The organism is Flavobacterium beibuense F44-8, assembly GCF_000769915.1.
GTDB classification, from domain to species: Bacteria; Bacteroidota; Bacteroidia; order Flavobacteriales; family Flavobacteriaceae; genus Flavobacterium; species Flavobacterium beibuense.
Genome location: NZ_JRLV01000005.1, coordinates 152,744 through 164,036 on the forward strand (window position 1 = coordinate 152,744; position 11,293 = coordinate 164,036).

An 11,293-nucleotide genomic window follows, 5' to 3' on the forward strand; every position below is an offset into this window, starting at 1 on the left:
AGGAAGTTACTTTTTTAGAAAAGCAATAAGCTGCTGTACAGCCCTGCCACGATGGCTAAGTTTGGCTTTTTCGTCCATAGAAATTTGTGCAAAAGTGAGGTCTAAACCTTCCGGTTTGAATATAGGATCGTAACCAAAACCTTTGTCTCCTGCCTTGTTTGTAGTTATTACACCATTTACTATTCCGGTAAATAAATGTTGTTCTCCGTTAAGGTTAAGTGCAATAACGGTTTTAAACATGGCGTTACGGTTACTTTTACCTTTAAGGTTTAAAAGTAGTTTGTCCATGTTGTCGTTAGCATCCTTTTGTTTTCCGGCATATCGTGCCGAATATACTCCAGGTTCGCCGTTAAGTGCTTCTACTTCAAGCCCTGTATCATCGGCAAAACAATTGTACCCGTATTTTTGGGTTACATAATCGGCCTTTAATATGGCGTTACCTTCAATGGTGTCGGCTGTTTCGGGGATGTCTTCAGTGCAACCTATGTCTTCAAGGCTTAGCAGTTCAATATCATCCGGTAGCTGATGTTTTATTTCCTGTATTTTATTCTTGTTGTTTGAAGCGAAAACAAGTTTCATATGTTATATGTTATAAATGTCTCTTTTTTCTTTTGAGCATAGGCGATCGGTAATACCGGCTATTAAAAACCAGCGTACGTTTTCTCCTTTTTTTACCTTAATAGAAGTGTAGATTACGGCAAAGAATTCAAAGATATTAAAAAGAACTATAAATAACATGTAAAAGAGGTAAGGTACTGTGATCCCTTCAAGCAAAGGCCATATGTGATGGCGACCATCGTTACCGTATTCAGCAATTAATCCAATCGATTTTAAAATAATACCTAAGGTCCATGCCCATGCAATACTGTTAAAGGGTATAAGTATAAGTTGTGCCAGTATTGCCTGTATGGAGTGCCAGCGAACAAAATAGGAAGATTTACGCTTGGCCAGATAATAACAAAAGGAGGCTATGAGATTGATAATAGGGAGGGGTAATCCGGCAATAACTCCTACAACAGTCATTAGGTAACTGTTTGCAGCCTGTTCGTATTCGTTTTGATGTATAACCTTATATGTTTTTTGGTTGTTCATAATCCTTTGTAAATGTTCCAAATCCAGTTTGCCAGGGTTACTAGTATTAAAACAATTGCTACCCATTTTATTTTGAGTGTTTGCTCAAACTTTTTGTAACCATTGTATAAGGTGTCTTTTTTTGAAATAATATCAAACAGTAGCCATATTGGTACTATTAGCATAGCTAATGCAATAATGTAGCCGAAAGGGTTAAGCATAAAGGCATCTGCAAAGTTACCCTGTATTATTTGAGATACGCTACGGGTGCTTCCGCAGGATGGGCAAGCTATACCTGTTACATTTTTAATAGGGCAGGGAGTAAAACTGATATTATGATTGGTTTGTGTTAATGACCATCCTAACCAGCAATATCCAACTGCGATTAATAGAATTAAAATCAGGTATAGCTTATTCCTGTTCATAACTTTACAGGTATGCCTGTAGTTTTTCCATGTTTTTGTCTCGGGTTAAATCCATAATGATAAACCAGTCAATAATAGTCCAGATTCCAAAGCCTCCGCATGTAAGTAGTTTAGCAACCCCTGTGCCTGTTTCGCCTATTAAAAATCGGTCTACCCCAAGTGCACCTGGTCCTATTAGAGAAACAAGCATGATAGAGTTAGGGTCTTTAAAGTCAAGAGCCATAATTCTGTTCCATTTTGTTTCATCTATATTAAGAAGCTTCTCTCTAATATAGTTTAAGTGTTCTGCTTTAAAATACTTCCCGTTTATCATCATAAACAGGTCTACTTTTTGAGTGTCCATAATAATTGATTGTTTTTGGTTATAAATGTTTTTTGAGCTTCAAATATATAATGAAGTTTGAAATATAAGTAGCAATACCCGTATATTTGTTACATGTATTGTTGAAAATAATTATGACGGGAAAAATATAATAATTACTTTTGACGCGTTTTTTAAAACACAAATTCTCAAGACATGGTAAAAGATTTATTTGACAGAATACAAAAAAATAAGGGCCCTTTAGGTAAATGGGCTTCTCAGGCTGAAGGTTATTATGTATTCCCTAAACTGGAAGGTCCTTTGGCAAACAGGATGATGTTTCACGGTAAGGAAGTTATTAACTGGAGCATAAACGATTACCTTGGACTTGGAAACCACCCAGAAGTAAGAAAAACGGATGCAGAAGCTGCAATTGAATATGGTGCTGCTTACCCTATGGGAGCAAGAATGATGTCTGGACACACATCTGTACATGAGCAATTAGAGCAGGAACTTGCTGCTTTTGTACAAAAAGAGTCGGCTTATCTGTTAAACTTCGGTTACCAGGGTATGGTATCTATTATTGATGCCCTGGTTTCTAAAAATGACGTTATTGTATATGATGTAGATTCTCACGCATGTATTATAGATGGTGTTCGCCTTCATATGGGTAAACGCTTTACTTATAAGCACAATGATGTGGAAAGCTTAGAGAAAAACCTTGAGCGTGCTACAAATATGGCTGAGACTACCGGTGGCGGTATCCTTGTAATTACCGAAGGTGTTTTTGGTATGAGGGGTCAGCAGGGTAAACTAAAAGAAATAGTTGCCTTAAAAGAAAAATATAACTTTAGACTGTTAGTAGATGATGCGCACGGTTTTGGTACACTTGGTAAAACAGGAGCCGGAGCAGGTGAGGAGCAGGAATGCCAGGATGGTATTGATGTTTACTTCTCTACTTTTGCTAAGTCTATGGCGAGTATTGGTGCTTTTGTTGCTGCCGATAAAGATGTGATTGATTTCCTTAAATATAACTTACGTTCGCAAATGTTTGCTAAGTCGTTACCAATGATTTTAGTAAAAGGTGCGTTAAAACGTCTTGACTTGCTTAGAACAACCCCTCAGCTTAAAGATAAACTTTGGGAAAATGTAAACGCACTTCAAAACGGACTTAAAGAACGTGGATTTAATATTGGTGATACTAATACTTGTGTAACACCGGTTTACCTTGAAGGTAGTATCCCAGAGGCAATGGTGATGGTTAATGACCTGCGTGAAAACTACGGTATTTTCCTTTCTATTGTGGTGTATCCGGTAATTCCTAAAGGTATTATCCTTTTAAGAATGATTCCTACAGCTACTCATACAATTGAGGATATCAATATTACACTTAGCGCTTATGAAGCGATTCGTGAAAAACTTTTAAACGGTACGTATAAGAAAATTGCTGAGCAGACTACAGTTGATGTTTCTGCCGAGTAATTTCTATAAAAGCATAAATAAAAAAGCCTCCTTTATAAAGGAGGCTTTTTTTATAGATCTTTTTTATATGTTTTTCTGCGCTTATGAATTTTAGGATCAAAGTTTTTCCATAAATTATTCATGGCATGGTTCTCTTCAAGCTCAGGAGTTCTTATGCAGTTTACAATATTGTTTTTGGTGAATACCTTGTGGAATTCTTCAAAAATAATAGCGGTAACCCCTTTGTTTTGATATTCGGGGTCAATACCTATAAGGTAAAAAACAACATCTTTACTTTTCTTTCGGGCTCTTAGCAGGTGTATAAACCCAAATGGGAACAGTTTTCCTTTTGCTTTAATAAGCGCTTCAGAGAACGAAGGCATTACTATGGTAAAGGCTATCATGTTGTCGTCCTTATCCATAATGAACTTAATATACTCAGGGTTTATAAAGCTGATGTATTTCTTTTTAAAATATTCAATTTGTACATCGCTAATAGCTACAAACGAAGCTAATTTTGAATAAGTAGCATTAAACAGTTCAAACATTTTATCTACATAAGGCATAACCTCTTTAGTAGAGCTAAAGTTTACTGCTTTTAACCCATACCTGCGTTTAATCAGTTGGCTGGCCTTTTGGAAATGGGCAGGGTCTACATTGTTCATAGTAAAAGTGCTCTCGCGATACTCTTTTTCAATAGTAAAGCCCAGTTTCTCAAAATGTTCCATATAGTAGGGATGGTTGTACCATGTAATCATGGTGCCTATCTGGTCAAAACCTTCGGTAAGTACACCTACCTTGTCAAGGTTTGAGAACCCCATAGGGCCTTCTACGTACTCTAAATTATGCTCACGGCCGTATTCGTATACTTTTTCTAAAAGTGCTTTAGATACCTCTATATCATCTATAACGTCAAACCAGCCAAAACGTACTTTTCTCTTTTGTTGCTGGTTTACTTCCTGCCAGTTTATAATAGCGGCCGTTTTACCTACAATCTTACCGTTTTTATAAGCCAGGTAAAATTTGGCTTCGGCATTCTCAAAAGCAGGGTTTTTGGTTTTATCAAAACTTTCAAGTTCTTCTGAGATGATAGGGGGTACCCAGTAAGGGTTGTCTTTGTATAGTTCAAAAGAGAACTTTATAAAATCTTTTAATTCGCTTTTTGTTTTAGCTTCTTTAATCGTAATCATTAAATGGTGATATTAGTCTTCTCCGGTTTCAAAATCGTCAAGACGTTCTTTCTTTTTATCCTTTTTGTTCTTCTTCTTTTCTTTTTTCTCTTCCTCTTTGCTTTTTTCTTCCTCATACTGAGCCTTACCCGGAAGCAGGATATCATTATAATCGGCATCAAATCGCCAGGAGAACCCTACGCCCCCGTAAAGTAAAAACGGAGTATCTTTAAAATTCTTACTTATGGAAGCATCTATTTGCATAGTATCGTTTAACAGGTGTGCAGCACCCAGCCTGAAAATAGCATCGGCATAATAGTCGCTGTCATATCCCTGAAATTCTCCAAAGGCTGACCATTTGTCATTAAAGCCATGTGTAAGAGTAGAGATCCAGCCATAGCTTGGATACTCTGTAGTGATTTTATCAGCAATAATGTTATTAACCCAAACCCATTTTCCAAAGTGATGATGGGTGATAGCCATAAGTTTAGGGCTAACCTCGTCCTGCGGGAAGGTGTAAACACTTTTACCGCCTACAAGGTTGATACCTCCATACACTGCAACGGCAGGAATAAGGTTTCTCCATCTGAATTTATGGTTGGCTTTCCAGCTGTATAAGTTTGGTTCAGGATTATAATTTTTGTCAGGGTCATAAATAAGATATTTAGCACCTATAGTAAACTGCCTGAAGTCGTTACGGGTATAAGTTTGCAGGGCATTGTCATACCAGTCAAACTGATACTGGGCATCAAGCACAAACTCCAGTTCTTCTAAAAAAGCGCCATAACGTATTTGTAGGTCAAGACCTGTACCTTTTGCGTCGTAGTTTAAAATATCGTGATCTTCCCAAATGCCGTATATTCCTGTTTCTACCTGAAAGATAGTTTTACCTACAGCAAAGCCCGACATTGACTCTCCCGGTCGGTTTGAATTGATTTGGTCGGTATATTGTGCATGTAGACATGCGGTGGTTAAGAGTAAGGCAAGCGGAAAATTTTTTTTAATGAAATTCATGGTTTGGCTCGTTTATTGAACGTAATGTATTACACTTTTTCAAATGTAGTATATTTTATTATATTTTAGTGTGCCTATTTATTTTTAAGGAAGAGATTCTGTAAATTTGAGAAAATTAAAATGACAATGGTTACTGCAAGCTTTACCGGTTTTATAAGAACAATATTAATTATAATTGCTGTTTATTATCTGTTTAGGTTTTTAATGAGACTGTTTGCTCCAATGCTTATACAGCAAATGGTTAAGAAAGCCGAACAGAATTTCAATAATATGAATCAGCAATACAATCAGCAGGCGCAACAGCAGCAATATCAGTCGCAACGCCAGCAGGAAACTACTAAAGAAATGCCTAAGGAAAAGAAAAAAGTAGGCGAGTATATTGATTTTGAAGAACTTGATTAAATGATATGATAATCCTTCCAGGCGGAAGGATTTTTTATTTCCGTCCTTTTTATTAATTGAATACTTATAACGGTATTTTTAGCGAAAATAAGTATCTTCACGGCGTTTAATAATTCCTTAACGGGAAATAAAAATCAATAAAAAGGCATATGAAAAATATAAGTAAGTATTATCCGCACCTGCTTGCTGTTATAGGATTTGTTTTTGTTTCATTAGTTTATTTTTATCCGGTATTACAGGGTAAAAAAATATATCAGTCGGATATTGCCCAATATACCGGGATGGCAAAAGAGCAAAACGATTTCAGGAAGGAAACAGGTGATGAGCCTTACTGGACAAACAGTGCCTTTGGCGGAATGCCTACTTACCAAATGGGGGCAAACTATCCGCATAACTATATTAAAAAGATAGACAGTGTTTTACGCTTTTTACCGCGCCCTGCCGATTATCTGTTCCTTTATTTTATAGGGTTTTATATACTTATGATGGCCTTAAGGGTTAGTCCGTTAAAAGCATTTTTCGGAGCACTTGCCTTTGGTCTCTCCACCTATCTTATTATCATACTCGGGGTAGGGCATAATGCTAAAGCCCATGCTATTGCTTATATGCCTATGGTTGTAGCAGGAGTGATACTGGTATTCCAAAAACGATATATTGTGGGAGGGCTGCTTACTATGATGGCAGCAGCGCTGGAGATAAATGCCAACCACTTCCAAATGACGTACTACCTGTTACTGTTGTTACTGGTACTGGCTATTTATTTCATTATAGAAATTGTAAAAAGTAAAGATTTTAAACATCTTGGTAAAGCCATGGGAGTGTTTGTTGTGGCGGGTATACTGGCGCTTGGTGCAAATGCTGCTAACCTAATGGCTACTTCAGAGTTTACTAACTTTAGTATAAGGGGTAAAAGCGAACTTACTTTTAATCCTGACGGTACTGAAAATACAACTACATCGTCAATGGATTACAGCTATATAACCGAATACAGCTATGGTGTTGCCGAGAGTTTTGACCTTATAGCACCAAGGCTTTTTGGTGGTGGCGTTAGGGAAGATGTAGGCGAGGATTCTCATTTATATAACTTTATACTAGGACTTGGAGCATCTAATGCTGAGGCTAGAGAATTTGCGGCAAATTCACCTACTTATTGGGGTGATCAGCCTATTGTGGAAGCTCCGGCTTATATAGGTGCTGTTATCTTCTTCCTGGCAATATTAGGACTGTTTATAGACAAACGAAAAATAAAATATGCCTTTTTGGCAGGTGCAATTCTGTCATTATTACTGTCGTGGGGTAAAAACTTCCCTGCACTAACAAACTTCTTTATAGATAATGTTCCGTTATACGATAAGTTTAGAGCGGTATCATCCATACAGGTAATACTGGAACTGTGTTTCCCTGTACTGGCGATAATGGGATTACAGTCTTTCTTTAAATCAGAAAAACAGGAACAGCTTAAAGCACTGTATAGTGCTGGCGGAGCTGCACTGGGAGTAATAGTGCTTTTATTCCTGTTTAAAGGTTCTTTTGACTTTTCAGGCGGAAGCGACGACCAGATCAGGCAGATGTACGGGCAGATGGGGCCTGACTTTGTAAAAGCCCTTATTGAACAACGTAAGGAGATGTATACCTCTGATTTATTACGTTCGGGTATATTGATACTGATTTCTGCTGGTGCGCTTTGGATGTTTGTAAACAAAAAGCTGTCGGACTTTGTGACGGTGCTTGTAGTGTGTGGACTTATGGTGTTTGATCTTTTCTTTATAGATAAGAACTATGTAAATAAGGATAACTTTAAAAGCGCAAGTCAGGTTGACAGACCTTTCCAGGCAAGTGCTGCCGATGAGTTTATAATGAAAGATACTTCCAGTTACAGGGTGTATGAACCATATGGAAGGTTACAGGCAAGAACATCTTATTTCCACGAGTCGGTAGGAGGGTACAGTGCTGTTAGGCCGCAACGTACCGACCAATTGTTTACCTACAATGTGGAGAATAATATGGGAGTGCTGTTCAAATCAGTAGACCCTGAAACAATGACATTTACAGAATCGTTACCGGTGCTTAACATGCTTAATGTGAAGTATGTTTTACTACAGTCTAACGATAATCAGGATATACCTGTTGAGAATCCGTTTGCTAACGGAAGCGGATGGTTTGTAAACACGGTTAAGAAAGTGAATTCGGCCGATGAGGAAATAAAGGCTCTTGATAGTCTTGATACTAAAAATGTAGCCGTAGTTAATGTGGCTAAATTCCCTGAGGCGGTTTCTAGAGCTACTTTTGCTACTGATAGTACTGCTACTGTAAAACTGGTTAAAAGAGAGCCTAATTATATTAAATATAAAACCAATAACACTAACGACGGACTTGCGGTATTCTCTGAAATATACTACCCTAAAGGATGGATAGCCACTATTGATGGTAAAGAACAGCCACATTTCCAGGCCGACTATGTTTTAAGGGCTATGCAAATACCGGCTGGTAAGCATACCGTTGAGTTTAAGTTTGAGCCACAGGTAGTGAAAAAAGGTAGTACTATAGCACTTATAAGCTTTATACTAATGCTGGTATTAATGGCAGCAGGTATATACTTTGGTACTAAAAAGAAAAGCGAAACGGCAGAATAATATATAAGGTTAAGGGATTATGAAGAAGGTACTTATAATAACGTATTACTGGCCTCCTGCAGGCGGACCGGGAGTACAGCGTTGGTTAAAATTTGTAAAGTACCTGCCTGAGTATGGTATTGAGCCCATAGTTTATATCCCAAAAAATCCTACCTATCCTTTAATAGATGAAGAGTTACAAAAGGACGTGAGTTACAATACCACTATCCTTAAAAATAATATTATTGAGCCTTACGGTTGGGCTTCGGTATTTTCAAAAAAGAATACAAAGAAGATAAGCTCGGGGATCATACCTGATAAGAAAAAGCAGTCGGTACTCCAAAAACTGATGCTTTGGATTAGGGGTAATATGTTTATCCCGGATGCAAGGGTGCTTTGGGTAAGGCCTTCGGTAAGCTATTTGACCAACTATTTACAGGGCAGTGGTATTGATACGATTATTACTACCGGGCCTCCGCACAGCCTTCATTTAATAGGGATGGAGCTTCAAAAAAGGTTTGGAGTGAAGTGGATTGCCGATTTTCGTGATCCGTGGACAACTATTGGTTACCATAAGGAGCTTAGGTTAAGTGAATCGTCTCAGCAAAGGCATAAAAAAATGGAGCGCGATGTACTTAATACTGCCGATACTATTATTGTAACAAGCCCTACCACCAAAGCCGAGTTTGAACAGTTAACCGATAAGCCTGTTACTGTAATCACTAACGGTTATGATGTTGAACCGGTGGCTAAAGAACCGCTTGATGAGAAGTTTACGTTAGCACATATAGGTTCGTTTCTGTCAGAACGTAATCCAAAGATACTTTGGGAATCACTATCAGAGCTTGTGAAAGAGGATGCTGAATTTAAAGATAAGTTCGAACTCAAACTTATAGGGGCTGTTAGTCAGGAAGTACTGACTTCCATAGAACAGCACGGGCTTACCGATTATGTTAATAATATGGGCTATGTATCGCATAGTGAAGCAGTAAAGCAGCAACGTAAATCGCAGGTATTACTGTTAGTCGAGATTGATTCTCTTGATACGCGTTGTATTATACCAGGCAAGCTGTTTGAATACATGGCATCTGAAAGACCTGTTATAGGTGTAGGGCCACAGGGAGCGGACTTTGCTGATATTATTAAAACGACTAATACAGGTGTGTTTGTTGAGTATACAGAAAAAGAAAAGCTTAAGGATGCCCTTAAATCTTATTTCGCACAATATATGGGTGAGGGGTTAAAAGTACATGCTATTGGTTTACAACAATATTCTCGTAGGAATTTAACAAATCAGTTGGCAAATTTGTTAAAACAAAGTTAAAAAACGTTGTAGTTGTTTTTTTAACTGGTATAAAATTCTAACCTTTAGGCTGTTAAAAAAGAAAATCCCGCTATTCTGGGAGAATAACGGGACTTAACAAACCAACCAACCAATTATTAACAAACCTCAAAATTATAAAATCCTGAGATTTAATTAAATAATTACAATTATCGTGCCAAAAATTAACCATGAGTTAATTCAGTTGACCCGAATTGTAATACAAAGTTAACGAATAATTAATTAATAAATTATCATTTGTCTTTTAAATATTTCGTTTTAATTGAATTTTTTTTATAAGAGGCAGTTAAAAAACATTGAAAACCCCAGCTATAGCTGGGGTTTTGCTTTATTCTTAAAATGTGCTTAAAATCATTGGGTTACGAAAAAAATTCTCCGAAATGCCATAATATCCCTGACGGATCGTGTACAAAACATTCTTTACCCCATTCCATAGTGCGTACAGGTACCAGCCTGACATTTTCATATTTTGTTGTAAGGTTAAGTTCATTTAGGTTTTTCCAAAAAACATCAACGTTTTCCACTTCCATAAAAAGCATGGTATTATCTATCCAGTCCTTTACATAGGCTTTCTGTAAATAGAATGCTATTCCGTTATCGGTTTTAAAAACCGAAAGATCTGCAGAGAGTACGGTTTCCTCAAAGCCAAGGTCACGGTAAAACATTCGTGAAACTTCAAAGTCTTTTGCTCCTATAAAAGGGCGTATGGATTTAGCATTATGGTTCATGGTTTAAAGGTTTTGTATGGTTTATAAAGATATAAAATATGGGAAGCTATTTTACATTAGCTGTTCTCCATATACAGGAAAACCAAAAACAACATAATAAACAGCACGAATATTACAATAGCAATAAGTGTAGGAGGGGACTCCTTTACTTCCTTTGGTTGTTGTGGCTCGGGAGGATTATTGGTAGCTGTGATGCTGTCATTAATCTTGTTCAGTAGGTTAATGCGGTTAACCATCCTTACATTACCATCGGCAAGTTTTAGGAGCCTGTCGTGAAACTCATGTTTAAGGCTTTCGTCTATAAATATGGCGCAGGTAAGGGCTTCGTCTATAATCAGGTGGTTGATGCTTAAATCCTGTTTGCGTATCAGGAAACTGATGTTCTCCTCACTCAGTAGCCTGTCAATAGCATTGTAGAGTACATTTTTATTAACGTGTCCGCCGGCACTCAGTACGGCATCTTTTATACGTTTTATCTGTACCAGGTATTTTATAGGGCTGGGTTTGCCCGGTTCGCTATATTGCGGTTTGTTTCCTTTTTTAAAACCCTTGAAATAATCGTACTCCAGGCGGGTTTCCTCGTCACTTAGTATGATGTAGGACTCCAGTATAGCCTTAAAGTTTTCCTCACTCTGTTTATCACCATTATTTTTATCGGGGTGGTATTTTACCGCCAGTACCCTGTAAGCCTTTTTTATTTCGGCCTGAGTACAGGTTTGGGAAACACCAAGTATTTCATAATGGTTTTTCATTTAGTAATCGTTGGGA

Annotated in this window: 11 protein-coding genes and 1 pseudogene; 4 read left to right on the forward strand and 8 right to left on the reverse strand. The window is 37.5% G+C overall.

Translation table 11 applies throughout. The annotated features are described in order from the left end of the window. Positions 1-6: 6 nt before the first annotated feature. From Q763_RS05715 to Q763_RS05730, 4 genes are read right to left on the reverse strand one after another with little or no spacing between them, the layout of a single operon-like run. A complete protein-coding gene (locus Q763_RS05715) occupies positions 7-579 on the reverse strand; it encodes a non-canonical purine NTP diphosphatase (RefSeq protein WP_035132057.1) in 573 nt (190 codons plus the stop codon). Between the two features lie 3 nt (positions 580-582). After that, entirely contained in the window at positions 583-1,092 is a 510-nt protein-coding gene (locus Q763_RS05720) for a DUF4870 domain-containing protein (RefSeq protein WP_035132059.1), read from the reverse strand. Further along, complete coding sequence (locus Q763_RS17685; RefSeq protein ID WP_035132061.1) at positions 1,089-1,496, reverse strand: DUF2752 domain-containing protein; 408 nt, start codon at positions 1,494-1,496, stop codon at positions 1,089-1,091. Before Q763_RS17685 ends, Q763_RS05720 begins: the two co-directional genes overlap by 4 nt. A gap of 4 nt (positions 1,497-1,500) precedes the next feature. Further along, positions 1,501-1,839 (reverse strand): TM2 domain-containing protein, encoded by a 339-nt coding sequence (locus tag Q763_RS05730; protein ID WP_035132063.1) that lies wholly within the window; start codon positions 1,837-1,839, stop codon positions 1,501-1,503. Positions 1,840-2,013: 174 nt separating this feature from the next. On the opposite strand from Q763_RS05730, the gene Q763_RS05735 reads away from it, so the two are divergent. Beyond that, positions 2,014-3,279, forward strand: coding sequence for an aminotransferase class I/II-fold pyridoxal phosphate-dependent enzyme (locus tag Q763_RS05735; protein WP_035132065.1), 1,266 nt, complete (start codon positions 2,014-2,016; stop codon positions 3,277-3,279). A 50-nt stretch (positions 3,280-3,329) separates the two neighbouring features. On the opposite strand, the gene Q763_RS05740 is transcribed toward Q763_RS05735, so the two are convergent. Both Q763_RS05740 and Q763_RS05745 read right to left on the reverse strand, forming a co-directional pair. Next, positions 3,330-4,448 carry a hypothetical protein gene (locus Q763_RS05740; protein ID WP_035132067.1) on the reverse strand — a complete coding sequence of 373 codons (1,119 nt, stop codon included), beginning with the start codon at positions 4,446-4,448 and terminating at the stop codon, positions 3,330-3,332. A 12-nt stretch (positions 4,449-4,460) separates the two neighbouring features. Further along, positions 4,461-5,441 carry a transporter gene (locus Q763_RS05745; protein WP_035132069.1) on the reverse strand — a complete coding sequence of 327 codons (981 nt, stop codon included), beginning with the start codon at positions 5,439-5,441 and terminating at the stop codon, positions 4,461-4,463. 120 nt (positions 5,442-5,561) lie between these two features. Here Q763_RS05745 and Q763_RS05750 point away from each other — a divergent pair, with 120 nt between their 5' ends. The 3 genes from Q763_RS05750 (at position 5,562) to Q763_RS05760 (ending at position 9,779) form a co-directional block, all read left to right on the forward strand. Next, entirely contained in the window at positions 5,562-5,843 is a 282-nt protein-coding gene (locus tag Q763_RS05750) for a DUF4834 family protein (protein WP_052123243.1), read from the forward strand. A gap of 149 nt (positions 5,844-5,992) precedes the next feature. Continuing rightward, entirely contained in the window at positions 5,993-8,476 is a 2,484-nt protein-coding gene (locus Q763_RS05755; RefSeq protein WP_035132070.1) for a YfhO family protein, read from the forward strand. Positions 8,477-8,495: 19 nt separating this feature from the next. Continuing rightward, complete coding sequence (locus Q763_RS05760; protein ID WP_035132072.1) at positions 8,496-9,779, forward strand: glycosyltransferase family 4 protein; 1,284 nt, start codon at positions 8,496-8,498, stop codon at positions 9,777-9,779. 377 nt (positions 9,780-10,156) lie between these two features. Here the strand turns inward: Q763_RS05760 and Q763_RS05765 are convergent, their stop codons facing one another. Together Q763_RS05765 and Q763_RS18030 are read right to left on the reverse strand one after the other, a co-directional pair. Further along, complete coding sequence (locus tag Q763_RS05765; protein WP_035132073.1) at positions 10,157-10,525, reverse strand: VOC family protein; 369 nt, start codon at positions 10,523-10,525, stop codon at positions 10,157-10,159. A 551-nt stretch (positions 10,526-11,076) separates the two neighbouring features. Next, positions 11,077-11,277 (reverse strand): annotated as a pseudogene (locus Q763_RS18030) (DnaJ domain-containing protein); the annotation flags it as partial. Positions 11,278-11,293: the final 16 nt, after the last annotated feature.

Coding starts and splice junctions, on each gene's coding strand:
- Q763_RS05730 (WP_035132063.1), bottom strand. CDS start 1,839: ATGGACACTCAAAAAGTAGACCTGTTTATGATGATAAACGGGAAGTAT.
- Q763_RS05720 (WP_035132059.1), bottom strand. CDS start 1,092: ATGAACAACCAAAAAACATATAAGGTTATACATCAAAACGAATACGAA.
- Q763_RS05745 (WP_035132069.1), bottom strand. CDS start 5,441: ATGAATTTCATTAAAAAAAATTTTCCGCTTGCCTTACTCTTAACCACC.
- Q763_RS05755 (WP_035132070.1), top strand. CDS start 5,993: ATGAAAAATATAAGTAAGTATTATCCGCACCTGCTTGCTGTTATAGGA.
- Q763_RS17685 (WP_035132061.1), bottom strand. CDS start 1,496: ATGAACAGGAATAAGCTATACCTGATTTTAATTCTATTAATCGCAGTT.
- Q763_RS05715 (WP_035132057.1), bottom strand. CDS start 579: ATGAAACTTGTTTTCGCTTCAAACAACAAGAATAAAATACAGGAAATA.
- Q763_RS05765 (WP_035132073.1), bottom strand. CDS start 10,525: ATGAACCATAATGCTAAATCCATACGCCCTTTTATAGGAGCAAAAGAC.
- Q763_RS05750 (WP_052123243.1), top strand. CDS start 5,562: ATGACAATGGTTACTGCAAGCTTTACCGGTTTTATAAGAACAATATTA.
- Q763_RS05740 (WP_035132067.1), bottom strand. CDS start 4,448: ATGATTACGATTAAAGAAGCTAAAACAAAAAGCGAATTAAAAGATTTT.
- Q763_RS05760 (WP_035132072.1), top strand. CDS start 8,496: ATGAAGAAGGTACTTATAATAACGTATTACTGGCCTCCTGCAGGCGGA.
- Q763_RS05735 (WP_035132065.1), top strand. CDS start 2,014: ATGGTAAAAGATTTATTTGACAGAATACAAAAAAATAAGGGCCCTTTA.